Source organism: Burkholderia gladioli (assembly GCF_000959725.1).
Classification (GTDB): domain Bacteria; phylum Pseudomonadota; class Gammaproteobacteria; order Burkholderiales; family Burkholderiaceae; genus Burkholderia; species Burkholderia gladioli.
Window position 1 is genome coordinate 364,056 of record NZ_CP009322.1, and the last position, 23,336, is coordinate 387,391.

A 23,336-nucleotide genomic window follows, 5' to 3' on the forward strand; every position below is an offset into this window, starting at 1 on the left:
GCCGGGTTCGGCATCTCGCCGCGAGTGCGCAGGTCCCGCCGGACCTGGGCTCAGGACGACCGTGACGGTTGCGGCAGCGACTCGAGGCCGGGCCTGGCGAAAAGATAGCCTTGCATCAGGACCACATCCTCGGCCAGCAGGAAGTCCCGTTCCAGGGGCGTCTCCACGCCTTCCGCGATGACGCGGATGCCCAGATCGCGGCAAATCGCCAGGACGCCGCGCACGATGTGCTGACGAACGGGGTCGGCGTCGACGCGGCGCACCAGTTCGATGTCCAGCTTGATCAGGTCGGGCTGGAAGTCGGCCAGTAGCGAAAGCCCGGCGTAGCCTGCGCCGAAGTCGTCGATCGCCGTCTGAAAGCCGAATTGCTTGTATGCCCGGAATATTTCCACCAGGCGCGGGCGATCCGCGATGTTCTCGCTTTCCGCCGTCTCCAGGATGATCCGCTCCACGGGAAAACCGTGCCGCTCCGCGGCTTCGAAGGTGCGCTTGATGCATGCGGCGGGATGATGAACCGCGTTCGGCAGGAAATTGATGGACAGATAGGTGTCGAGACCGAGTTCGGAGGCCTGGCGGATCGCCGTCGTTCTGCAGTGCTGGTCGAACAGGTATCGATTGTCCGCGTTGACCTGGCACAGCACGTTCGACGCGCCTTCGCCCCGCGGGCCGCGTACCAGGGCCTCGTAGCCATAGGGGCGCATCGACCGCACGTCGACGATCGGCTGGAACGCGAAGGTGATGTCGACATCGAGCTTGTCGTCGTCGCGGCAGCTCGAACAGTGGCTGTTCCGGACAGCGAGAGCGGGCAGGTCGGCGGGGGAGGCAGTCATCGAATACATCCATGTGAGGAAAGGGAGCGGGGGCCGCCTGTCGACGAGTCCATGTGGGAACCGTGTCCGGGTGTTGCCGTTCGACGCCGTCGCGGTTCGCCATTCACTGCATGGTTAATCAGCCATCCGAAATTTTCAGGAGGCGACCGTATCCAATTGCTCGATGCTTGCCACCACATCGAACAGCGTGGACGACGGCTGGGCAAATCGTACACGAGATACGTAGCTCCGAGGCAGTCGAACTGCCTGAAATCACGCGTCCGGCACGCGTTTTCAGTCCGATATCCGGCGCCGGTCCTCGATGTCGGCGACATGTGTCAACGGATCGGACGGCTGACGTCCGCTTGCTTGACACATGCGCCGCCGCTTGCGCTTCGCATGCCCCGATCCCGGGGCCCCGCTCCGGATGGCATGACGTTTGCATCCTGCTTCGCATTTCCACGATCGACGAATCCGCCGGCCGCCTCGATTCGCCGGTCCGAGGCCGCCCTGTCCATGGCCTCGGGACACCCTGTTTGCCCCGTTGCCCATACGCGCCGTCGATCGGGCTTCGCCCCGCCGAGAATCGCACACGAGGATCAAGAGATGGATTGGATCGACTCCGAAGGCCCTGCCGAACCGCTCGCCACGCCCGCCACGCGCCAGGTCCGGCTGCCGCGGCGTCTTTCCTGGCAGCTCGAACCATGAGAGCCCGGTATGCCCTTGAAGGGCTCAATTTCTTCATGGCCGACGTGCAGGCCGGGATCGGCCCGTTTCTGGGCGTCTTCCTGCAGGCGCAGGGCTGGCGTCCGGACGCGATCGGCGCGGTGATGACGCTCGGCGGCATCGCCGGCATGCTGGCGACCTCACCCGCCGGCGCCCTGGTGGATGCCACCCGGCACAAGCGCGGCCTCATCGTGGCGGCGGCGCTCGCCACCACGCTCGCCTCCCTGGTGCTGTGGATATCGCAGCAGCATTGGGTGGTGGCCGTCTCGCAGGTGTTCACCGCGCTGGCCGGCGCGGTGCTCGGCCCCGCCGTCCTCGGCATGACGCTCGGCATGGTCAGCGAACGCGACTTCGATCGGCAGTTCGGACGCAACCAGGTGGCCAATCACGCGGGCAACGTGGCCGGGGCGGCGCTGTCGGGCTGGCTCGGCTGGCGTTTCGGATTCGGTGCCGTATTCGCGCTGGCCGGCGTGTTTGCCGTGCTGGCGATCGTCACCACCTTGCTTATCCCGCGCGAGGCGATCGACCATGATCGGGCGAGGGGGCTGGACGCCACCTCGTCGGCGCAGGGCGGGCCGGCAAGCGGCGCGCGTGCGTTGCTTGGCAACCGTGCCTTGCTGCTGCTCGCGGTGGCGCTTGCGCTGTTCCATCTGGGCAATGCCGCCATGCTGCCGCTCTATGGTCTTGCGGTGGTGGCCGCCCGACAGGGCGATCCGAGCGTGCTGACCGCGCAGACCATCGTCGTCGCGCAACTGGTGATGATCGTCGCCGCCTGCATCGCGCCGCGACTGATCCGCGGCATCGGCTACTGGGGTGTGATCCTGCTCACCTTTCTCGCCTTGCCGCTGCGCGGGGTGGTGGCCGCGAGCTTCATCACCGCCTGGGGTGTCTGGCCGGTGCAGGTGCTCGACGGCGTGGGTGCCGGGCTGCAGAGCGTGGCCGTTCCGGCGCTGGTGGTTCGTCTGCTGCAGGGTACGGGGCGCGTGAATGTCGGCCAGGGCGTGGTCATGACGGTCCAGGGCATGGGCGCCGCGTTGAGCCCCGCGCTGGGCGGGTTCCTCGCGCAGCACCTCGGGTATGGCGCCGCGTTCCTGGCGCTCGGCGGGGTGTCGGTCGGTTCGCTGGCGCTCTGGCTCTGCTTCGGCACGACGCTGAAGCGCGCCTGCGGCCTCCCCGCGCTTGTCGAAGACACGCCGCTCGTCCGATGAATTCAAGCTGGCTTGCCTGGGGTATCGCGCTGAGCTCGACCGCGGGCGTCATCCTGCGTCCTTTTCGCTGGCCCGAGGCGGTTTGGGCGGTCACGGGGGCACTGCTGCTGGTCGTGCTCGGCCTGCTCCCGGTCCATCTCGCGTGGCAGGCTGTCTGCAAGGGCGGCGACGTCTACCTGTTTCTCACCGGCATGATGCTGCTGTCCGAGCTGGGCCGTCGCGAGGGTCTGTTCGACTGGGTCGCGGCGCTGGCCGTCCTGCATGCAAACGGTTCGCCGCGCCGGCTGTTCGTGCTGGTGTACCTGGTCGGCGTCGGCGTGACGGCCTTCCTCTCGAACGATGCCGCGGCGGTCGTGCTCACGCCGGCGGTGTTCGCCGCCGCGCGGCGTGCCGGGACTCGGCCGCTGCCTTTTCTCTATGCATGCGCCTTCGTCGCGAACGCGGCCAGCTTCGTCCTGCCGATATCGAACCCGGCCAATCTCGTGCTGTACGGCAACCATACGCCGGCGCTGGGTACCTGGGTGGTCCGTTTTGCCTTGCCCTCGGCGCTGTCGATCCTCGCGACGTTCTGGATGCTGCGCCATACGCAACGCGAGCACCTCGCCGGTGCCTGTGCGACGGACCCACCCGTCGAGCCACTCGGCTCGAGCGGCAAGGTGGCGCTGGCCGGGATCGCCATGACGGCGGTGGCCTTGCTGGTGGTGTCCGCCTTCGATCTGCCGCTCGGCCTGCCCACCGCGGTGCTCGGTGTGTTGACCGCGCTGGTGGTGCTGCTCAAGGAGCGTCGCTCTCCCTTCGCGTTCCTCGGGGAGATTTCCTGGAGCGTGCTGCCGCTGGTGGCCGGCCTGTTCGTGCTGGTGGAAATGCTGGCGCATACCGGCGTGATCGATGTTCTGTCACGGCTGCTCGCATCGGCTGCCGGACGCGATCAGGGCTTGGCCGCCGTCGTGGCCGGCGGGGCGCTCGCGCTGGGCAGCAACGCGATCAACAACTTGCCGGCCGGCCTGATCGCGAGTGCGACCGTGGCGGCGGCACATAGTCCTCAGCGCGTGGTGGATGCGCTGCTGATCGCCGTCGATCTCGGGCCCAACCTGTCGATCACCGGCTCGCTCGCCACGATTCTCTGGCTCTCGGCCATTCGCCGCGAAGGCGAGGAAGTCGGCTTCATGCAGTTCCTCGCGGTTGGCGCCGCGGTGATGCTTCCGGCTCTCGCGCTGGCCCTGGGCGCACGGCTGCTGACCGGGGGCTGAGCCGGCGCGTGCCTTGCGGCGACCCGCTTCATCGATGTGCCGCGGCCGGCCCCGCGGCATCTCGTTTCCCCTGTTCCTGCACGCGGTGCCGCGGGCGGATATCAATGCCTCGAATTTCAATTCCGATCTCGATCCTCGAATTAATAAGACGATAGTGTCAGTCCGATAATTCGTCCAATGATTTCCAATTCGTCATGAATTGAAAATCAATGTGAATTCTTTCGGTCAAGAGACGTTTACACGGGATCCCGCGCTGGTCAAGAGCTAAAGCCCTTGCCGCCGGTTCCGTTAACACCGGTGCGGACTGGCTTGAATACCGCAAAATGTTCCCGATGTCGATTTATATGATATTTCGGGAGGATGGGGTGGCAGGTGCTTGGATTTGGAGAATCGGGGTAGAAAATGAATATCAATAAATGGTCAGTCAAAACGAAATTGACGGTCGCCTTCGGCTTTCTGGCGGCGATGGTGGTGATCGTTTCCGGCTTCTCGCTGAGCGGGATCGTCGAATCGCATGAACGCTTCTCCAGCTATGTCGAGGGCGTCAATGCGCGGGGCAACGCGGCACAGGCGGTCCGGCGCGCGGTGGACGATCGGGCCATGGCCGTGAGAAACCTGGTGCTGGTCACCGCACCCGCCGACATCGAGATCGAAAAGGCCGCGGTTTCCGATGCGCAACGCCGTGTCGAGCAAACCCTCGACGCATTCAATGCGCTGGTGGCCAGCGCCACCGACATGAGCGAGCGGGGGCGGCAGTTGGCGGCCGAACTTCCGAGGATCGAAGCCCAATACCGGCCGGTGTCGCTCGACATCGCGCAACTGGCCGTGAGCGGGCAGCGGGACGCCGCGATCGCGGCGATCGCCTCGAAGTGCCGGCCATTGCTGTCGGCGCTGATCAAGGCCGAAAACGACTATGGCGGCTTCGTGCGCGAGCAGGAGGGGCAGCGGGTCCAGGCTTCCTCGGCGCAGTTTCACCAACAGCGCAACCTGCTGGTCGGCATCTGCCTGGCGACGGTGTTGCTGGCGGTGCTGGCCGGCGTGGTGATCACGCGAGGTATCCTGCGCGCGCTCGGCGCCGATCCCACCGAACTGAGCGAAGTCACGATGCGGGTGGCCGAGGGCGATCTTCGGCCGGTACCCGGTGCCGAGCGCGCCATGGCCGGCAGCGTGCTGGCCTCGATGGGCGCCATGCAGCGCAGCCTGGTCGGCCTGATCGGGCAGGTGCGCTCGGCCGCGGACAGTATCGCCACGGGTTCGAGCCAGATTGCGTCGGGCAACGTGGACCTGTCCTCGCGCACGGAACAGCAGGCCGCGTCGCTGCAGGAAACCGCGGCGAGCATGGAGGAACTCACCTCCGCCGTCAGGCAGAATGCGGAGAACGCGCAGCAGGCGAGCGGCCTTTCCGCCAATGCATCCGAAGTGGCGGGTCGCGGCAATCGCGTCGTGAGCCAGGTGGTCGGCACGATGGACGAGATCAGCGCGAGTTCCAGCAAGATTGCCGACATCACGGGCATCATCGAAGGCATTGCGTTCCAGACGAACATCCTCGCGCTCAACGCGGCGGTGGAGGCGGCCCGGGCCGGTGAACAGGGCCGCGGTTTCGCCGTGGTGGCCAGCGAGGTGCGCAGCCTCGCCCAGCGATCGTCGGCGGCCGCCAAGGAGATCAAGGAGTTGATCAGCTCGTCGGTGCAGAAGGTCCTGGATGGCTCCCAGTTGGTGGGCGAGGCCGGCAAGACGATGACCGAGGTGACCCAGGCGGTGGCACGGGTGACCGACATCATGGGGGAGATCGCCGCCGCGTCGAGCGAGCAGAGCCGGGGAATCGAGCAGGTCAACCTGGCCGTGACGCAGATGGACGAGGTCACGCAGCAGAACGCCGCGCTGGTGGAGGAGGCGGCCGCGGCTTCGAAATCACTGGAGGATCAGGGGCGGCAGTTGAGTCACGCGATCTCGCTGTTCCGGATCGATGCCGCGGTATTCGGGCATTGAACAAGGCTCGCCTGCTGGCCGCGTTCGCTCGCGACGCGCCGGCGGCGCGAGCGGCAAGGGGAATCGCATCGCTCGAGGCATGACGGTTGCCGGAGGCGGCCGGGCCGGGTAAGCCGCGCAAGCTCGACGACGTCGATCGCGAGGGGCACTTCGTCAGGCGGGTGCCTCGTCATCCTCCATCGACGCCACGCATACCCGGTTTCTTCCTTGTCGCTTGGCCTCGTAGAGCGCCAGGTCGGCTCGATGCGAGAGGGCGTCGACCGAGGCTGGCCGTCCTGCTCGGCCCGTCGCGCATCCTATGCTGACCGTGAAGGCAGGTACCGGCTCGGGGAAACCCGCGAGCCGGTTCGTTTCGATCTCCTGTCGAATGGCCTCCGCGACGCGTGCCGCGCCGTTCTCATCGGTATTGGCCAGCACCGCGACGAATTCCTCCCCGCCGTAACGCGCCGCGATGTCGCCATGACGCCTGACGTGCTTGCGTATGCATTCGGCCAGGAAGCGCAGGGCGGTGTCGCCCCTGGCATGGCCATGGACATCGTTGTACTGCTTGAAGTGGTCGGCGTCGATGAACAGGACGGACATGCAGGTGTTGCCGCGATGGACCCGATGCCATTCGTCGTCCAGCGCGGCATCCAGTGCCCGGCGGTTCAGCAGCCCGGTCAAGGCATCGGTGTGGCTGAGATCCGTCAGTCTCTGCTGTTTTCTCAGGTTGTCGCGCAAGGCGAAGGCAAGCAGCCAGACCACCGCGCAGAACGAGGCGCTGATCGCCCCGGCTGACACGCCGACCTTCCAGGACATGCGGCTGATGTCAGCCAGCACGTCGCGTTTGGCAGGCGCGATCACCGCGATCAGCGGGGTGCCGGGCACGCGCTGGAACGTGTACAGGCGCAGGGTACCGTCGACAATGGAGCGTGCGGCATAGAAGCCCGAGTGGCTGCTTACCATGCGCGCGAAGGTCTTGGAGTCGCGCAGGATCGTCATCTGGCTCTCGCTGACGGGGGGATTTCTTGCCAGGATGGCGCCATCCGTGCGCACCACGGCGCTGACGCCATGGGCGCCGACATTCAAGCGGGACAGCAGCTGGTCGAAGTAGGCCAGGTCGATGGCGACCACCGCGATGCCGTTGAACGCATGATTCGGTCCCTCGACTCGGCGAGACAGGGCGATCGACCGTGTGCCGCCGCGCGAGCGCGCTTGGTAAGGCTCCGATACGTACAGCCCGATGTCCAGGGCATCGCGGTGCACCGTGAAGTAGTCCCGGTCGCTGAAATCCCATTTATGCGTGTTGCCGCAGCATCCGTCGACCAGCCTGCCCCGCGCATCGGTGATGCCCATCCCGGTGACATACTGCGCGGCGGTTCTTTCGAACAGCAGGTCATGCCGCAGGCGGGGGTCCATTTTTTGGAATGCGGGGTTGCCGAGATTCGCCGTCAGGCTCATCAAGGCGGTGTTGGCGGTTTCGACGGTCCTGGTTATTTCGCTGACCAGCACCGCGGTGACGTTGCGCGAGTTCTCGTTGGCATGATCGATGACTTCACTTCGCGTGGCAGCGAGCGTCATGATACTGATTCCCAAGGCCGCGGCCGACATCAAGGTGCCCAACATGCCGACGATCAGAAAATTCTTTCCAGCCCAGTCGGCGATTTTCCCGATCGAGTTTGAGGTGGACATGCTTATCTTCGGATGAAAACGAACGTGGGGCTTTCAACACTTACGTGGGCATCCGCGGTGGGGCGCGGCAGGCGCAATTAAAGCATGTAATGCGGTTAGCGTTTGATCGTTATTGGGTAGCCGTCGCGCAGGTGCGACGCTGTCGGCCGACGGGCATTCAGCGCGGTATGCGCGAGCCTGGCCGTTCGCCGGAGTTCGTATCTCGGGACCGCATATTTGGCCGATCGCTCATCGAGATCGACACTTTCTGGTCTCCTTCCTATTTTTCGGAAGGCGACTATGTTTATTTGGCGTATTGCGTAGAGAACAGGATGCCCCTGCCGTTGTACGCCGAGGTCAACGGCGGGGCGGTCACCGAATTGAAGCCCGGGATCGGACATCGGCATGTTGCCATCGGCGACGGACACATGGCGCGGGATACCTGCGCGGGTGGACGCGATTCATTTCGGTCCTTTGCCTGCGGCGCTCCGCAGGGTGCGGATCGACCTCGTCGATGCCTCGCACCGCATGATCGGGACACCGACGAAAAACTTCGTGTTGCCACGAGTGTCCCGCGCTCCGGGGCGACGAATCCTGTCGAGCGCCCCGGCGGCCTACGTCAAGCCAGGTAGCTGGCCTTGGCCGCGTCCAGATGGTCGGCGAGCCGCTTCGGCGGACGCGCGAGCAGCGACGCGAGGTGATCGGTGACGATGGACAGATTGCCGGCCCGGGTCTCCGCCTCAATCGACACCAGGACGGGAATGAACGCGCCGGGCACGCCGGCCGCTTTCAGCCCTTCGGCGAATTGCTCGTCCGTCACGTTCACCACGGTAAGCGGTTGGCCCGTCGCGCGGCGCGCCCGCTCCGCGATTTCCTCGCGGTTGAGCGCCTCGGAGCCGGTCAGTGTGTGGATCCGGCTATCGATGCCCGAGCCGGCCAGCACGGCGGCAATCGCTTCGGCGATGTCTTCTCGTGCCGCGTAGGAGGTTCTGCCGCCTTGCGCCGCCGAATGCCATTGGCCGAGCTTCAGCGCGGCGGGCAGCGACATCAACAGGTTCTCGTGATACCAGCCGTTGCGGAAAATGACGTGCGGCAGGCCGCTGGCCTGGATGGCCCGCTCGGTTTCCAGGTGATCGTTCGCGAAGCTCAGCAGCGAACTGGCCGGGTTGAACTGCGAGGTATAGGCGAGGCGGCCGACGCCTGCCGCCGCCGCCGATGCAACCGCGTTGCGATGCTGCTTCAGCCGTGCTCCGGTTTCTTCCAGTGCATCCGTCGAAATGACGAGCACGGTGCCGACACCGTCGAACGCCTCGGTCAAGCCTTGCCGGTCCCCGAAGTCGGCCTTGCGAACCGCGATGCCTGCCGCCGCGAGATCGGCAAGCTTTTCCGGGCTGCGTGTGCCGGCGATGAGGCGCGCCGGCGTGACGCCGCGTGCCAGCAGATGCTGGAGTACGAGGCGGCCGAGATGGCCGGATGCGCCGGTGACGAAAATGGTGTCGTTCATGGACTGGCCTTATTCCGAGTGTTAGTCTCGTTTCGAGAGTGCCTCGATCATCGGGCCTCCTCGACCCTCGGTAAAGAAGGCAGTTTTTGAGGAGATAGTTACCAAATGGGAACCACCACCGAGATGCCGGCATGCCCGATCAAGGCGCGGCTGGAAAAGGCGCGGGCCAAGTATCCGCTGTGGGCGGACTGTCCGGTGCGCGACGTCATGGATGTGATCAATGGGCGATGGAGCACGCTGCTGATGACGGCGCTGGCCGAAAAGCCGCATCGATTCGGCGAATTGCGCCGCCTGGTGCCCGATATTTCGCAGCGCATGCTCACGCAGACGCTTCGCGATCTGCAACGAGACGGCTATGTGTATCGCGAGGTCTTCCCGACCAAGCCGCCGAGCGTCGAGTATGGCCTCACCGAATTCGGCCGCTCGATGTTCGCGGCCTTGAACGTGCTGATTCGGTGGGCCGACGACCATCACGCTCAAGTCACGGCGGCGCGCTTGCGTTTCGATGGCGAGGCGCAAGCTGCTTGAGACGCGCGCCGGTTGCCAGGTTTCGTTGTTTGATCCCAGGGCGGTTCGTCGCCGAATGCTTCGGTGAGGTAATCGACGAAGCGGCGCACCTTGAGCGGGATGCGTCGCGCGCTCGGGTAGACCGCCTGGATCGCCAGCTCATTGGCGCGATAGGCGGGCAGCAGCGCCACCAGCTCGCCGCGCCGAAGATGCTCGCCGAACACGAAGCTCGGGCCATAGGCGATGCCGGCGCCGGCCAGCGCGGTGGATAGCAGCATTTGCGTGTTGTTGGCCGCGATCCGGCAAGGGCCGTCGATCACATGAGCGCGGTTTCTCGAATCGAACAAGGTCCAGTCGCCGGCCGACACGGCCTCGCTGAACGCCAGCCGCGGCGCCTGGCGCAGGTCGCGAGGCGTGCGCGGCGTGCCATGTCGTTCCAGGTAGGCCGGTGATGCACATACCACCATCCGGCACGGCGCAATCCGCCGAACGACGAGCGCGGGATCGTCCAGCCGCCCGATGCGGATCGCCACGTCGATGCCGGCATCGAGCAGGTCGACATAGCGGTCGCCGAGCGTGACCTCCACGTTCACGTCGGGATGGTCTTCCAGATAGCGCGCCGTTACCTCGCCAAGATGCATCGCGCCGAACGTGACGGGCGCCGCGACACGCAGCACGCCGCGCGCCTTGCCCTGCGAATCGCCGGCTTCCCGATTGGCGTCGTCGAAGGCGTCGAGGATCTGCTTGCTGCGCTCGTAGTAGGTCTGGCCCGCGTCGGTCAGGCTCAAGCGCCGCGTGGTTCGTTGCAGCAGCCGCGCGTTCAATTGCGCCTCGATCGCGCTCACGTGCTTGCCGGCCATCGCCGGCGAAAGCCCGAAGCGGCGCGCGGCGGCTGCCAGGCTGCCTTCTTCCACCGCGGCGACGAACACGGCGAGGCTTGTCAGTCGGTCCATTTCCTGTTCCTCATTCGATAGCATGATTATCGACTGTCCATACGCTATCGCCAATTATCGAATGAAAGACTCGGATCTACGATGGCGGCACATCACCGAGAGGAGTATCTGGATGGACATCGAAACCAAGGGCACGCGCATCCATGTCAAGCAGCAGGGCAGTGGGGAACTGGCGCTGGTGTGCCTCCACTATTACGGAGGCTCGTCGCGGACGTGGGACGCGGTAGCTACGGAGTTGGCGGACCGCTATCGAATCGTCGCTACCGATCATCGAGGCTGGGGCGATTCCGCGGCGCCGGTGGACGGTTACCGCATCGCCGACCTTGCCGCCGATGCGGAGGGTGTCATCGATGCATTGGGTTTGCGGCGCTATGTGTTGGTGGGGCATTCGATGGGCGGCAAGGTTGCGCAGCTGATGGCGTCGCGTCGGCCGCGCGGGCTGGAAGGCCTGGTGTTGGTTGCGCCGTCGCCGCCGTCATCGACCATGCTTCCCGAGGAGCAACGCGCGATGCTGGCGGGTGCGTATCAATCGCGTGAATCGGTCGAGTTCGTCATCGATCACGTTCTCACGGCGAGGAAACTGGATGCCGCCCGCCGCGAGCAAGTGATCGAAGATAGCCTCAAGGGCGCGCCGCAGGCAAAGGCTGCGTGGCCGAACGTGGCGATGCTCGAGGATATTGCCGAGACAGTGCTGTCGATCGATGTGCCCACCATCGTCGTCTCCGGCGAGCGCGATCAAGTGGATTCCATCGCCACACTGGAGGCTGAGTTGCTGCCACGTATTCCGCAAGCGGTCATGCATGTCGTGCCGGAAGCCGGGCACTTGTTGCCGCTCGAAGCGCCGGCGGAGCTCGCGCGGATAGTTGATCGATTCTTGGACGGAGCGGGGATGAAGGGAGAGAAGCCGCGCTCAAATAGGTGAATGAGGATTCGTTCGAGATCCCCGCCGCCGTGGCAATCGTCGCGGTTGGCTTGGCGAGCCCTTCGAATGTTATAACGCGCATCGCGGCGGATAGGATTGCGTCTCTCTTTACTTCATTTCCGGGCCGGCCACATGGATTCTGCGGCAGACGAGACAGGTTGTAGTAGAGCGGTCACTCGGGCAAGATGAGTGGCTGGCCGATCCCGCGCCGAAGCCGGTGTCATCGACTTCCGATAATCCGTGAGTTGGAAATTTCTTCCGTTATGAATTGCCGCCATCTGCTACGTGCCTTTCTCGTTTGTCTATCGATTGCCTTGCTCAATAGTCATGCGTTTGCGCAGACGCGGGAAAATCGTTGTGGTTGGCTGCACAATCCGACGCCCGCCAACTGGTGGCTCGACGACAAGAATGGGAGTTGGACGCTGTCGACCATGGGAGACAAGCCGGTTCCCGGCTTCGACAATCTTCCCGACATGACATCGCGGGATTGGGTCGTCACCAACGCAGGCGGGCATGGATATGGATGCGCCTGCATCGATATGGACACGGACAAAGGCAGCAGCACGGTTACCCGTGTTCATTCGGCGAAAGTGCTCCCGTTGAAGCGCTGCAAGGCGGATCGTTCGCTGCCTGCGCCGTGAATGCCTCGGTGTGTGACGAGGGGTAATCATTCGTCCGATAATGGGGCGGGGTACAGGTAACAGTCGTCGCCCCGAGCGCTATCGCGATCAGGCAGCCTCGTCCGATGATCCAGTTCATGTTGGTGATCTTTCGAAGATGCTGATGTTTGGCAGTCAGGTGCGCGCGCGACGGGCCCGCAAGCATGTGATGGCTACGTTTGCGAGCCAGACGACGATGCCGGCGACAGCAATCGGGATCCGAATCATTACGACCTGGGCTTGTGCGGCCGATCGGAACTGGCCAAGGAAACGAGTTTCTGCGGGATGTTCAAGTCACCGACGCTGCGCAATGCGGCGTCGCGGAGCGTGTTCTTTCATAACGGGCGGTATCACACGCTCTAGGATGTGATGCGATTTTATGTGCAGCGGGATACGAATCCGGAGAAATGGTATCCGCGCAAGGCGAATGGGAAGGTGGACAAGTATGACGATCTGCCGGTGAGGTACCGTGAGAACGCGGATGTGGCGGATGCGCCGTTCGATCGGAAACTGGGGGGAAAGCCGGCGTTGAGCGAGGCGGAGATCCGGGATGTGATCGCGTTTTTGAAGACGCTGGATGATGGGTATTCGGAGAAGGCGGGTGAGGTGGGGGAAGGTGACCGGCTTTCGTGCGGACGTTGTTACTGAGCCGCTGGCGACGGATTCCGGGCTTGCCAGCGGTTTGCCTCGAACACGAAAAGACCGACAGGCAGAGCTTGCGCCTTCAAGCGGGCACGGCAGTCAAGCGCCTTGCATGGCCAATATCGCCGAGGCAGCGACCGACTCGACTCGACGCGAAACAGCCGTTCGGATGGCGCTTCTCTGCAGCAGGCCCAGGGCACCCACCCAAACCGCCCGAACATGCTCGCTTAATGCCGCCGGTCACGCGCTGTTCGTCCGTGCATCACGGACTCACATCGGCAAACGCGGGGAGCCGGAGAAATCCACATGTGCCTGAACCAATGGCTGCAGGGCAGTGATCAAGGCGCGCGTATCCCCACGCCGCCACTGGAAGGCGTAATGCAGCGGCGCAAGGGGTTCGAGCGTGGCCACGGTACGCAGCTTGAGTGTGTTTACCCAGGACGCGGGCAAAAAACCCACGCCCACGCCCTGCCGCAGCATGCCCGCCACGGCACCCCAGCTATTGCAGGCGATACGCTCGTGCACGGTGGCACGGTTCGCCAACAGCCAATCGTCCAACAGGCGGGTCGTGCCTGCACTTTGTGGCAATGTGACCAGCGGGTGTCTTTGCAGTAGCGTCGCCGCATCCATTCGGCCGCCGTCAGTGAGGCCAGGCGCGGCGGCCCAGGTAAAGTGGGCGGCGCCGACTGGCTGCGACAATAATTCGCCGCGCGAGGAGCGACCCGCGATCACGGCAAAGTCCAGTTCGCCATCGGCCAACCGGCGCTCCAGTACACCGCCAACGTCCACGTAGGGCTCGAACCCGAGTTGCGGATGCGCCTGCCGAGCCGCTGCCACGAAAGCAGGCAACCACGTCAAGGCTGAAAGATCGCCAACCCCGAAGCGGCAGTGACCGACCAGCTCCGCTCGCGCATCCAAGGTCTGACCCAGCACCGCCATGGCGTTAAGCACGCCAAGCGTCGCGGGTAGCAGGCGTTCGCCCGCCTCGGTTAACACGGCGCGGTGACCACTGCGGTCGAACAGCGGCTGACCTAGCGTCGCTTCAAGTTCGGCGATGCGTTTGGATAGCGACGACACCGACAAATGCACGCGCTCGGCCGCGGTGGCGAAATTGGCGCAGGTGGCGGCCCACCAGAAGGCTTCGAGCTGCTTGATAGAGGGTTGAGGCATGGCTGACTTGTTTCAATAAAGCGAACAAATGAATTCTACATATTTCGCTTTAAGTGGCTAAGTCGTATCCCTACAGTGTCGCTAATTCTTGCGGCAACCCGTACCTCTGCCATGGCCTCTTACGCTGAACCCTCATCCATGACGCTGCCCCCTGCGCTGCGCGACATGCTGGCGCTACACGACTTCGAGGCCGCGGCGCGTCGGCACCTGCCCCGACCCATATTCGGCTATATCGCTGGCGCGGCCGAAGACAACGCATCGGTACGCGAGAACCGGGCGGCGTTCGACGACTACGCGTTTTCGACCCGTGTTCTGCGCGATGTCTCGCAGCGCTCGCAGACGGTGGAATTGTTTGGTCATTGCTACAGCAGCCCGTTCGGCATTGCACCGATGGGACTCAATGCACTGACCACCTATCGCGGCGACTTGGTGCTGGCGCGTGCCGCGCAGCAGGCAGGTATCGTGTCGATCATGAGCGGCACTTCGCTGATCCCCATGGAGGAGGTTGCGCGCGAAAGCCCGGCGACGTGGTTCCAGGCCTACATACCTGGAGATCAGGCGCGCATCGATGCGCTGGTCGACCGTGTGGAGCGCGCTGGCTTCGGTACGTTGATGGTAACGGTCGACATCCCGATTGCCGCAAACCGCGAAAATAATATCCGCACCGGCTTTTCCACTCCGCTACGCCCCAACGTCCGCCTCGTCTGGGACGGCATCGTGCGGCCACGCTGGGTGGCGGGCACGTTTTTGCGCACGCTTCTGCGCCACGGCATGCCGCATTTCGAGAATTCGTTCGCCATTCGCGGCGCACCTGTCATGTCGTCAACCGTGCTACGCGATTTCTCGGCACGTGACCATCTGACCTGGCGCCATATCGAAGCCATTCGTCGACGCTGGAAAGGGCCGCTGGTGGTCAAAGGGCTACTCAGCGTGGAGGATGCATTGGAGGCCCGGCGCGTCGGCGCCAACGGCATCGTGTTGTCCAACCACGGTGGCCGCCAGCTCGACGGCGCGGTCTCGCCCATGCGTGTGCTTGAAGCGGTGGTGGCTGCTGTCGGGCCCGATTACCCCGTATTGATCGATGGCGGCTTCCGACGAGGCTCCGACGTGCTCAAGGCCGTGGCGCTGGGCGCCCGCATGGTGCTGGTGGGCCGGCCGTTCAACTATGCGGCCGCCGTGGCCGGCGAAGCCGGCGTGGCCCACGCCATTGGTCTGCTGCGCGACGAGGTGGACCGCAACCTCGCCATGCTGGGCGTGACGCGTTGCGCCGAGCTAGGGCCACGGCACATCGTGCGCCATCGTGTCTGAGCCTCGGCCTCGAGCTTCGGCAGAGGCGAGCAAGAAAAATGCGATCTGCCGATCGCTATAAAAGTACAGATCAGTCAGGAGACGAAATGAACGCTTTGCAGATTGAAACACTCGCTGACAGCAAGCGGCGACTGAGGAAAGTCGCCGCAGCCACGATCGTGGGGTCCATGCTCGAGTGGTACGACTTTTATCTATACGCCACCATGGCGTCGATTGTCTTCAGCAAAGTCTTTTTCGACACCGCCAACTCAACCAACGCCACCCTGCAGGCTTTTGCGACTTTTGCGATCGGCTTCGTCGCCAGGCCGATCGGCGGTATTTTCTTCGGTTACTTCGGTGACAAATACGGTCGCAAGAAAATGCTGTTCGTCACTTTTTGCCTGATGGGATCGTGCACGACAGCGATCGGCCTGATCCCGACTTATGCTGCCATTGGTGTCTGGGCGCCGTCGCTTCTGGTACTGATTCGCATCATTCAGGGCTTGGGCGCAGGGGCCGAGCTTGCCGGCGCCGCGGTGACTTCATACGAACATGCCGCGGAAGACCGCAAAGGCCGACAGGGATCATGGCCAGCGCTGGGCTTGAACCTGGGACTATTGCTTTCGTCGCTGACCGTCTATCTGCTGACGGTGAGCGGCGATCGATTCCTGCTGGCAGGAGGATGGCGCATTCCTTTCGTTCTGAGTTTCTTCCTGGTATCGATCGGGATGTGGGTGCGAAGGAGCCTGCCCGAAACGCCGGAATACACGTCCTTCGAAAAGAGCCGTCACGAGGACAATTCGATTCGAGATCTCCTGGCCTCTCAGTCGAAAGGATTGGGTGTGGTCTTCTTCGTCGCGGTCGGATATAACGCCCTGAGCTACATCTTCAAAACGTTTTCCCTGGCTTATCTCACGCAAATCAAAGGCGTATCGGCCAGCGTCACGTCGCTGTCGGTGACGTTGGCCAGTCTGGTCGCCATTGTGACGGTGCCGCTCTTCGGCTGGATGTGCGATAAATTCAGCAGCAAGACGGTATTGATGGTTGGCGGCATCCTGTCTGCTCTTTTTGCCTACCCATTCCTCTTGTTGCTGGGCACGGGCGCCAATATGTCGATTTACTTCGCGATGGTTGTCGGGACCGGCATGCTGGCACCGATGATGTTCGCGCCGCAAGGTTCTTTCCTGAGCCGCCAGTTTCCAGTACAGAGCCGGTCGACGGGGGTGGGGTCGGCGCGCGAAATCGGTACGGCGGTCGCGGGTGGGGTGGCTCCGTTGTGGGCGTTGTCCATGGTCGCGCAATCGACAACGCATGCCACTGGCAGCGTCGTGATGATTCTGGCCTGTTCGGGATTGATGGTGGCCGTCGCCACGATATTCGACCAAGGGCGCCGATTCAGCAGCCACAAGAACTGACGATAGCGCCTCGGCAGCGTCATGTTGCAGGAGTCACGTGCATGAACCTTATGCCCCGTGAGTCAAAAGCCAGGCCGGCCCATCCGTTCACGTCTGCGGCTCGAGTGGCGGGGTCGTCAAGCAACGGCCCGAGCCGCGTGCGCCAGTGTAGTTATCCCCTCGAAACCACAGCCTGATTCCCTTGGCCCCCCCACAAAAAAAGCCCCCACACATTCCTGCGCAGGGGCTGTCAAAGTCAGAGACTAAAGGAAACACCTACCCGGCGCGCGTTCCCGCCCACCGAGGCACATCAAACTCAGCCAAACACCACCGTCCGATCGCCATTGAGAAACACCCGCCGCTCGATGAACGCCTTCACCGCGCGAGCCAGCGTGATCGATTCCATATCCCGTCCAACCATCAGCAGTTGTTCCGGCCGATACGAGTGATCGACCCGCTCGACCACCTGCTCGATGATGGGCCCTTCATCCAGGTCATCGGTAACGAAGTGAGCCGTTGCCCCGATCAGCTTCACCCCACGCGCATGCGCCTGGTGATAAGGCTTCGCCCCCTTGAACCCCGGCAAGAACGAGTGGTGAATATTGATCGCCCGATTCGCCAGCTTCGCGCTGGTTTCCGGCGACAGTACCTGCATATACCTCGCGAGGATCACCAACTCGGCCCCACTGGACTCGAACATATCCAGCCACTGCGCCTCCTGCTGGGCCTTCGTCTCCGCGGTGATCGGAAAATGCCGAAACGGCAAGCCATGCTGCACCGCCAGCGGCTCCAGATCCGCGTGATTCGAGGCAATCCCCACGATATCCATCTTCAGCTCGCCCATCTTCCAGCGGAACAGCAGATCCGCCAGGCAATGCTCGAGCTTGGAAACCAGGATCATCACCTTCGGCCGCGCATCGGCATCATGAATCGCCCACTGCATCTGGAAGCGCTCGGCGATCGGCGCGAACTCGGCCCGCAGCGCGTCGATATCGGGCGTATCGGCCGCATCGGAGGCATGGAACACGCAGCGCACGAAAAAGCGCCCGCTCAGGTCGTCGTCGAACACGGTCAGTTCGTCGACATAACAGCGGTGGCTATCGAGCACGCCCACCACGGCGGCCACCTGGCCGGCCGCGCTGGGGCAGGAGAGCGTCAACAGGAATCGGGAGTTGCGAACGGAGCCGGACATGCTTTCCTCGGATCACCGGCGGCGCGGCGCGCCACACGCGGCCGCTTCTCGCGGCAGGGCTCCAGTAAACCAGTCCGTAATCCGGGTGGATAGAATCGAAACGCCGTGCCGCTGGTATCGGAACGCCAAACCGGGGCGGCGCCGGCACCCAACCGACAGCGCCGAGCCATGATCAGCCGTCCAGCCCCTCAGCGCCCGCTCACGGCGGCACGAACCGGCGCCGCCGCCACGGCGCGCCCGGCGCCGGCCGGCTCGCGGCAGCGGTCGAACAGCCAGCGCCGGAACCGGCCCACCGCCGGCGCCTCGGGCCGCGATGGCGGCCGCACCAGGAAATACCCGCGCTCGGTCACCGCCGTCTCCTCCACGCAGCGCACCAACTGGCCACTCGCAACCAGCTCGTCCACCAGCGGCGACCACCCCAGCGCCACGCCCTGGTTCATCAGGGCGGCATGCACCACCAGCGCATAACTATTGAATGTCAGCCCATGCGGCTCGGGCGGGGCGGTGAGCTGGTGGGCGGCGAACCAGCCGTGCCAGTCCAGCCAGCGTTCCGGCTTGGTCGGCTGCACGTGCAGCAGCGGCAGCGCCAGCAGGTCGGCCGGCCCCTTCAGCTTGCGTCGATGCGCGGCCAGGAAGGCCGGCGAGCACACGGGGGTGACGGCTTCCTCGAACAGGCGCGTGGAGGTGCAGGCCGGCCAGTCGCCGTCGCCGAACAGGATCGCCACGTCGGCGTGGTCGCGTTGCAGGTCGGCGTGCTGGGCCGTCACCACGCGCACGTCCACGTCGGGCATCTCGGCCTTCAGTTGCGCCAGTCGCGGCATCAGCCAGTAGGTCGCGAAACCCACGTCGGTCACCAGGGTGAGGGCGCCACGGGCACGGCGCTCGCGGATGTCGGCGGTGGCGCAGCGCAGCGTGTCCAGGCTCTGGCGCACCGCCTCGAACAGGCGCGCGCCGTCCTCGGTCAGGGTCACGCCGCGGTGGCCGCGCTCGAACAGCGGCGCGCCGAGCGCTTCCTCGAGCTGCACCACGCGCTGGCTGACGGCCGGCTGTGTCGAGCCCAGCTCGCGCGCGGCGGCCGTGAAGCTGGCCAGGCGCGCCGCCGATTCGAAGGCGGACAGCGCCTGCATCGGCGGTAACCGATCGGGACTTCTCATAAGCACCTCTGATGGCCCATAAGCAAACGACCACTTCCCCGCGCGATTCCAGCCGGCGACAGTGAAGCCTGCCGCGGCGCTGCCGGCCGCGCCGAAAACCCGGCGCGGCCGGCAGCGCCGCGATCCCGTCGATTCTAATTCAGTCAATTCGCGATGCTTAACACGAAGCCGAATATCCTTATCTTGATGGCTGATCAACTGACCCCGTTCGCCTTGTCCGCCTACGGACATCGCGGCGCGATCACGCCCACCATCGACCGCCTGGCCGCCGGCGGGGTGGTGTTCGAATCGGCCTATTGCGCCAGCCCCCTGTGTGCGCCCTCGCGCTTTTCCTTCATGTCGGGCAAGCTGCCGGCCGCGATCGGCGCCTACGACAACGCAGCCGAGCTGCCGGCCCAGACGCTCACCTTCGCGCATTACCTGCGCGCGGCCGGCTATCGCACGGCACTGGCCGGCAAGATGCACTTCTGCGGGCCTGACCAGTTGCACGGCTTCGAGGAGCGGCTCACCACCGACATCTACCCGGCCGATTTCGGCTGGGTGCCCGACTGGAGCCAGCCCGAGGCGCGGCCCAGCTGGTACCACAACATGGGCTCGGTGCTCGACGCGGGCCCCTGCGTGCGAACCAACCAGCTCGATTTCGACGACGAGGTGACCTTCGCCACCCGCCAGAAGCTCTACGACCTGGCCCGCGAGAAATCGGCGGGGCAGGACACGCGGCCGTTCTGCCTGGTGATGTCGCTCACGCACCCGCACGATCCCTACGCGATCACGCGCGAGTATTGGGACCTCTACCAGGACGAGGACGTGCCGATGCCGGCCGTCACGCTCGGCTACGACGAGAGCGACCCGCATTCGAAGCGGCTGCGCGCGGTCAGCGAGATCGACCGCACGCCGCCCGGCGAGGCGCAGGTGAGGGCGGCGCGCCATGCGTATTACGGCTCGAGCTCCTATGTCGACGCGCAGTTCGGCGCGGTGATGAACGCGCTGGAAGCCTGCGGGTTCGCCGACGATACGATCGTGATCGTGACGGCCGACCACGGCGACATGCTCGGCGAGCGCGGCCTCTGGTACAAGATGACCTTCTTCGAGGGCGGCTGCCGCGTGCCGCTGATCGTCAACGCGCCCAAGCGCTTCGCGCCGGGCCGCGTGGCGGCCTCGGTCTCGCACCTGGACCTGCTGCCCACCCTGGTGGAGTTCGCCACCGGCGGCGCGCCGGCGGAATGGCCGGATAGCATCGACGGACGCAGCCTGCTGCCGCATCTGACGGGCGGCGCCGGCCACGACGAGGCGATCGGCGAGTACCTGGCCGAAGGCGCGATCGCGCCGATCGTGATGATCCGGCGCGGCGAGTGGAAGTTCATCCACACGCCGGTGGATCCGGACCAGCTCTACAACCTGCGCGACGATCCGCGCGAGTTGCACAACCTCGCCGACGATCCGGCGCTGGCCGAGCTGGTCGCCGCGTTCCGCGCCGAAGTGGCCAAGCGCTGGGACCTGGACGCGATCCACGCCCAGGTGCTGGCCAGCCAGCGCCGCCGCCGCTTCCATTTCGCGGCCACTACGCAGGGGCGCATCGCCTCCTGGGACTGGCAGCCGTTCCAGGACGCGAGCCAGCGCTACATGCGCAACCACATCGAACTCGACACGCTCGAGGCGATGGCGCGCTATCCGCGCGTGCAGGGCTGAATACCGGGCGCCGGCCATCCCTCCATTCCATAAGGAAAACCCACGATGACACGCTTCAATCGATCTGCCGGGGCGGCTCGCGCGCCGCGGCGCAGCACCTTCGCGACGGCCGCGCTGTCGGCCTTGCTGGCCGTCGTCCTGCCGGGCGCCGTGGCACGGGCGGCCGAGCCCGCGGCCTGCACCGAGGTGCGGATGGCCGCGCCGGGTTGGACCGATATCGACGCCACCAATGCGATGACGGGCGTGGTGCTGGATGCCCTCGGCTATCGCCAGCGCGTCTCGAACCTGTCGGTGCCGATCACCTTCCAGGGCCTCAAGAAAGGGCAGATCGACGTGTTCCTCGGCAACTGGATGCCGGCGCAGGGGCCGCTGGTCAAACCCTTCGTCGAGGAGAAGTCGATCGAGGTGCTGCACCCGAACCTGACGCACGCGAAGTTCACGCTGGCCGTGCCCGACTACGTGGCGGCCGCCGGCGTGCACAGCTTCGCCGATCTCGCCAAATACGCCGACCGCTTCGGCAATCGCATCTACGGCATCGAGCCGGGCGCGCCGGCCAACCAGAACATCAAGCGGATGATCGCCGACAAGGCGCTCGGCGCGGGCAACTGGAGCCTGGTGGAATCGAGCGAGACCGGCATGCTGACCCAGGTCGAGCGCGCCGAACGCGATCACCAGTGGATCGTGTTCCTGGCCTGGGAGCCGCACCTGATGAACACCAAGTTCCATCCCGTCTACCTGTCGGGCGGCGATGCCTACTTCGGCCCCGACTACGGCGGCGCGACCGTCAACACGGTGGCGCGCAGCGGCTACGCGAACCAGTGCCCGAACCTCGGCAAGCTGTTCCGGCAGGTGAGCTTCAGCGTGGACGTCGAGAACGCCATGATCGCCTCGATGCTGGTCGACAAGCTCTCGCCCGCCGATGCCGCGAAACGCGCCCTGCACGCCCATCCCGACCTGCTCGACGCCTGGCTGGCGGGCGTCACCACCGCCAGCGGCGCGCCCGCGCTGCCGGCCGCCAGGACGGCGCTTGGCCTGCACTGAAGCGCCGGTAACCCGCGCGAGGTTCGCGGCGGTGGCAGCGCGAACCCGCCTCAGGGCTTTCACGGGTCGGTCGCATACAGACCATTTGTTGTCGTTCGCAGACGGGTGACCCATAAATTGGGTTTGTATTTTTTTCCTCACGTGTCCGGTTCGCGATTCGGCTTTGCCGGCCACGCCAGCGTCACCGGTTTCAAGCAAGGCTTCGGACCCGCGCCGCGCGTGGGTCATTCTTCCAACAGGGATGCAGGTTTGGGGTTGCCACGATGAAAAAAAGAATGAAAGTTGCCGCAGCCGGCGCCGCCGCGCTGGCCATGGCGGGCGTGTCGTCGACGAGTCACGCGCAGAGCAGCGTCACGCTCTACGGCATCATCGACGCCGGTATTACCTATGTGAACAATTCCAGCGGCGCGCATGTGTTCAAGTTCGACGACGGCGTGTCCTACGGCAACCGGATCGGCTTCAAGGGCACCGAAGACCTCGGCGGCGGCCTGAAGGCGGTGTTTGCCCTGGAAAGCGGCTTCCGGCTCGGCAACGGGCAGCTCAATTTCGGCGGCGCGCTGTTCGGCCGCCAGGCTTATGTCGGACTGCAGAACGACTGGGGCACGCTGTCCTTCGGCGACCAACTCGACATGACCGAGGAGATGGTCTACCTGACCAACGTCTCGGCCTGGGCCAGCGGCTACGCGATCCACCAGGGCGACTTCGACCGCTTCAACGGCGACCGCCTGCCGAACTCGGTGAAGTTCCTGTCGAACACCTTCGCGGGCTTCAAGTTCGGCGGCATGTACTCGTTCGGCAACGTGGCCGGCAATTTCCACCGCAACAGCGCCTACAGCCTGGGCGCGAGCTACGCGAACGGCGATTTCTCGGCCGGTGCCGCCTATACGCAGCTGAACAACCCGAACGGCATCTACGCCTTCGATCCCTACGCGATGATCGGCACCAAGACCTTCCTCGGCCAGCCGACCGTCAGCGTCGATCCGGCCACGGGCGCGGTGACGGACCTGTTCTCCAGCACGCCGATGAACATCGACAAGCAGGGCACCTTCGGCGTGGGCGCGAGCTACGCGATCGGCAAGCTTTCGCTGATCGGCAACTTCACCTACACGACGATCAAGGGTTTCGGCCAGAGCTCGCACATGCAGGTGTATGAAGGCGGCGCGACGTACCAGTTCACGCCGGCGCTGAGCCTGATCGGCGGCTACCAGCACACGCGCTTCGAGGGCCATCACTGGAACCAGGGTTCGGCCGGCGTGCATTACCTGCTGTCCAAGCGCACCGACGTGTATATCTCCGGCGACTACCTGCGCGCCTCGAATGGCGTGGATGCCGTGATCGGCTACAGCTTCACGCCGTCGACCACGCAGACGCAGGCGGACGTGCGGATCGGCATGCGCCATTCGTTCTGATGCGTTGATGATGGCTCGATTCGCCCGGCGCCGCGACGCGGCGCCGGGCGCTTGCGATCGGGCTCGGGATCGATCGAGGGGCGGTGCCCCGGCGATTGCCGCCGAGGCATCGACGCCCGGGGAATTCGATGGCTAGTCTGCCATCGATTGGCCAAGCCGTTGCCGGCGCGGACTCAAAAAA

18 protein-coding genes and 1 pseudogene are annotated in these 23,336 nt (G+C 64.8%); 12 read left to right on the plus strand and 7 right to left on the minus strand.

Annotation, left to right across the window (positions count from 1 at the left end):
* Positions 1-50 precede the first annotated feature (50 nt).
* Positions 51-830 carry an EAL domain-containing protein gene (locus tag BM43_RS02895; protein ID WP_042285146.1) on the minus strand — a complete coding sequence of 260 codons (780 nt, stop codon included), beginning with the start codon at positions 828-830 and terminating at the stop codon, positions 51-53.
* Between the two features lie 683 nt (positions 831-1,513).
* Here BM43_RS02895 and BM43_RS02900 point away from each other — a divergent pair.
* The 3 genes from BM43_RS02900 (at position 1,514) to BM43_RS02910 (ending at position 5,982) form a co-directional block, all read left to right on the plus strand.
* Positions 1,514-2,743, plus strand: a complete 1,230-nt coding sequence (locus BM43_RS02900; RefSeq protein ID WP_036054006.1) for an MFS transporter — start codon at positions 1,514-1,516, stop codon at positions 2,741-2,743.
* Positions 2,740-3,993 carry an arsenic transporter gene (locus BM43_RS02905; protein ID WP_036054005.1) on the plus strand — a complete coding sequence of 418 codons (1,254 nt, stop codon included), beginning with the start codon at positions 2,740-2,742 and terminating at the stop codon, positions 3,991-3,993. Before BM43_RS02900 ends, BM43_RS02905 begins: the two co-directional genes overlap by 4 nt.
* A 402-nt stretch (positions 3,994-4,395) precedes the next feature.
* A complete protein-coding gene (locus tag BM43_RS02910) occupies positions 4,396-5,982 on the plus strand; it encodes a methyl-accepting chemotaxis protein (protein WP_036054004.1) in 1,587 nt (528 codons plus the stop codon).
* A gap of 153 nt (positions 5,983-6,135) precedes the next feature.
* On the opposite strand, the gene BM43_RS02915 is transcribed toward BM43_RS02910, so the two are convergent.
* Both BM43_RS02915 and BM43_RS02920 read right to left on the minus strand, forming a co-directional pair.
* Entirely contained in the window at positions 6,136-7,653 is a 1,518-nt protein-coding gene (locus BM43_RS02915) for a sensor domain-containing diguanylate cyclase (protein WP_042285150.1), read from the minus strand.
* Positions 7,654-8,251: 598 nt separating this feature from the next.
* Entirely contained in the window at positions 8,252-9,136 is an 885-nt protein-coding gene (locus tag BM43_RS02920; RefSeq protein WP_036054002.1) for an SDR family oxidoreductase, read from the minus strand.
* A 105-nt stretch (positions 9,137-9,241) separates the two neighbouring features.
* On the opposite strand from BM43_RS02920, the gene BM43_RS02925 reads away from it, so the two are divergent.
* Positions 9,242-9,664, plus strand: coding sequence for a winged helix-turn-helix transcriptional regulator (locus tag BM43_RS02925; protein WP_036054000.1), 423 nt, complete (start codon positions 9,242-9,244; stop codon positions 9,662-9,664).
* On the opposite strand, the gene BM43_RS02930 is transcribed toward BM43_RS02925, so the two are convergent.
* Positions 9,613-10,596 carry a LysR family transcriptional regulator gene (locus tag BM43_RS02930; RefSeq protein WP_036053997.1) on the minus strand — a complete coding sequence of 328 codons (984 nt, stop codon included), beginning with the start codon at positions 10,594-10,596 and terminating at the stop codon, positions 9,613-9,615. The genes BM43_RS02925 and BM43_RS02930 overlap by 52 nt on opposite strands.
* Positions 10,597-10,708: 112 nt before the next feature.
* Between BM43_RS02930 and BM43_RS02935 the strand changes: the two genes are divergently transcribed.
* The 3 genes and pseudogenes from BM43_RS02935 to BM43_RS42130 all read left to right on the plus strand — a co-directional run.
* Positions 10,709-11,518 carry an alpha/beta fold hydrolase gene (locus BM43_RS02935; protein ID WP_036056898.1) on the plus strand — a complete coding sequence of 270 codons (810 nt, stop codon included), beginning with the start codon at positions 10,709-10,711 and terminating at the stop codon, positions 11,516-11,518.
* 245 nt (positions 11,519-11,763) lie between these two features.
* Positions 11,764-12,159 (plus strand): DUF4087 domain-containing protein, encoded by a 396-nt coding sequence (locus tag BM43_RS38230; RefSeq protein WP_226285050.1) that lies wholly within the window; start codon positions 11,764-11,766, stop codon positions 12,157-12,159.
* A gap of 225 nt (positions 12,160-12,384) precedes the next feature.
* A pseudogene (locus BM43_RS42130) lies at positions 12,385-12,825 on the plus strand (cytochrome-c peroxidase); the annotation flags it as partial.
* 264 nt (positions 12,826-13,089) lie between these two features.
* Here BM43_RS42130 and BM43_RS02945 read toward each other — a convergent pair.
* Positions 13,090-13,989 carry a LysR family transcriptional regulator gene (locus BM43_RS02945; RefSeq protein WP_036053992.1) on the minus strand — a complete coding sequence of 300 codons (900 nt, stop codon included), beginning with the start codon at positions 13,987-13,989 and terminating at the stop codon, positions 13,090-13,092.
* 111 nt (positions 13,990-14,100) lie between these two features.
* Here BM43_RS02945 and BM43_RS02950 point away from each other — a divergent pair, with 111 nt between their 5' ends.
* Together BM43_RS02950 and BM43_RS02955 are read left to right on the plus strand one after the other, a co-directional pair.
* Positions 14,101-15,297 carry an alpha-hydroxy acid oxidase gene (locus tag BM43_RS02950; protein ID WP_036053991.1) on the plus strand — a complete coding sequence of 399 codons (1,197 nt, stop codon included), beginning with the start codon at positions 14,101-14,103 and terminating at the stop codon, positions 15,295-15,297.
* A gap of 86 nt (positions 15,298-15,383) precedes the next feature.
* Positions 15,384-16,691 carry an MFS transporter gene (locus BM43_RS02955; RefSeq protein ID WP_036053989.1) on the plus strand — a complete coding sequence of 436 codons (1,308 nt, stop codon included), beginning with the start codon at positions 15,384-15,386 and terminating at the stop codon, positions 16,689-16,691.
* 295 nt (positions 16,692-16,986) lie between these two features.
* Here the strand turns inward: BM43_RS02955 and purU are convergent, their stop codons facing one another.
* Together purU and BM43_RS02965 are read right to left on the minus strand one after the other, a co-directional pair.
* Positions 16,987-17,862, minus strand: a complete 876-nt coding sequence (purU, locus tag BM43_RS02960; protein WP_036053988.1) for a formyltetrahydrofolate deformylase — start codon at positions 17,860-17,862, stop codon at positions 16,987-16,989.
* A 188-nt stretch (positions 17,863-18,050) separates the two neighbouring features.
* On the minus strand, positions 18,051-18,989 hold the full coding sequence (locus BM43_RS02965; RefSeq protein WP_036053987.1) for a choline sulfate utilization transcriptional regulator: 939 nt from the start codon (positions 18,987-18,989) through the stop codon (positions 18,051-18,053).
* Between the two features lie 180 nt (positions 18,990-19,169).
* On the opposite strand from BM43_RS02965, the gene betC reads away from it, so the two are divergent.
* From betC to BM43_RS02980, 3 genes are all read left to right on the plus strand, one after another.
* Positions 19,170-20,705, plus strand: coding sequence for a choline-sulfatase (betC, locus tag BM43_RS02970; protein ID WP_036053986.1), 1,536 nt, complete (start codon positions 19,170-19,172; stop codon positions 20,703-20,705).
* A 45-nt stretch (positions 20,706-20,750) separates the two neighbouring features.
* On the plus strand, positions 20,751-21,746 hold the full coding sequence (gene choX / locus BM43_RS02975; protein ID WP_036053985.1) for a choline ABC transporter substrate-binding protein: 996 nt from the start codon (positions 20,751-20,753) through the stop codon (positions 21,744-21,746).
* A gap of 263 nt (positions 21,747-22,009) precedes the next feature.
* Positions 22,010-23,155: a porin gene (locus tag BM43_RS02980; RefSeq protein WP_036053983.1), complete on the plus strand. Its 1,146-nt coding sequence runs from the start codon at positions 22,010-22,012 to the stop codon at positions 23,153-23,155.
* Positions 23,156-23,336 lie beyond the last annotated feature (181 nt).

What these genes read in the sequence shown, in the direction of transcription:
- BM43_RS02895 (WP_042285146.1), bottom strand. Translation starts at nt 830, where the DNA reads ATGACTGCCTCCCCCGCCGACCTGCCCGCTCTCGCTGTCCGGAACAGC.
- BM43_RS02900 (WP_036054006.1), top strand. Translation starts at nt 1,514, where the DNA reads ATGAGAGCCCGGTATGCCCTTGAAGGGCTCAATTTCTTCATGGCCGAC.
- BM43_RS02905 (WP_036054005.1), top strand. Translation starts at nt 2,740, where the DNA reads ATGAATTCAAGCTGGCTTGCCTGGGGTATCGCGCTGAGCTCGACCGCG.
- BM43_RS02910 (WP_036054004.1), top strand. Translation starts at nt 4,396, where the DNA reads ATGAATATCAATAAATGGTCAGTCAAAACGAAATTGACGGTCGCCTTC.
- BM43_RS02915 (WP_042285150.1), bottom strand. Translation starts at nt 7,653, where the DNA reads ATGTCCACCTCAAACTCGATCGGGAAAATCGCCGACTGGGCTGGAAAG.
- BM43_RS02920 (WP_036054002.1), bottom strand. Translation starts at nt 9,136, where the DNA reads ATGAACGACACCATTTTCGTCACCGGCGCATCCGGCCATCTCGGCCGC.
- BM43_RS02925 (WP_036054000.1), top strand. Translation starts at nt 9,242, where the DNA reads ATGGGAACCACCACCGAGATGCCGGCATGCCCGATCAAGGCGCGGCTG.
- BM43_RS02930 (WP_036053997.1), bottom strand. Translation starts at nt 10,596, where the DNA reads ATGGACCGACTGACAAGCCTCGCCGTGTTCGTCGCCGCGGTGGAAGAA.
- BM43_RS02935 (WP_036056898.1), top strand. Translation starts at nt 10,709, where the DNA reads ATGGACATCGAAACCAAGGGCACGCGCATCCATGTCAAGCAGCAGGGC.
- BM43_RS02945 (WP_036053992.1), bottom strand. Translation starts at nt 13,989, where the DNA reads ATGCCTCAACCCTCTATCAAGCAGCTCGAAGCCTTCTGGTGGGCCGCC.
- BM43_RS02950 (WP_036053991.1), top strand. Translation starts at nt 14,101, where the DNA reads ATGGCCTCTTACGCTGAACCCTCATCCATGACGCTGCCCCCTGCGCTG.
- BM43_RS02955 (WP_036053989.1), top strand. Translation starts at nt 15,384, where the DNA reads ATGAACGCTTTGCAGATTGAAACACTCGCTGACAGCAAGCGGCGACTG.
- purU (WP_036053988.1), bottom strand. Translation starts at nt 17,862, where the DNA reads ATGTCCGGCTCCGTTCGCAACTCCCGATTCCTGTTGACGCTCTCCTGC.
- BM43_RS02965 (WP_036053987.1), bottom strand. Translation starts at nt 18,989, where the DNA reads ATGCAGGCGCTGTCCGCCTTCGAATCGGCGGCGCGCCTGGCCAGCTTC.
- betC (WP_036053986.1), top strand. Translation starts at nt 19,170, where the DNA reads ATGCTTAACACGAAGCCGAATATCCTTATCTTGATGGCTGATCAACTG.
- choX (WP_036053985.1), top strand. Translation starts at nt 20,751, where the DNA reads ATGACACGCTTCAATCGATCTGCCGGGGCGGCTCGCGCGCCGCGGCGC.
- BM43_RS02980 (WP_036053983.1), top strand. Translation starts at nt 22,010, where the DNA reads ATGAAAAAAAGAATGAAAGTTGCCGCAGCCGGCGCCGCCGCGCTGGCC.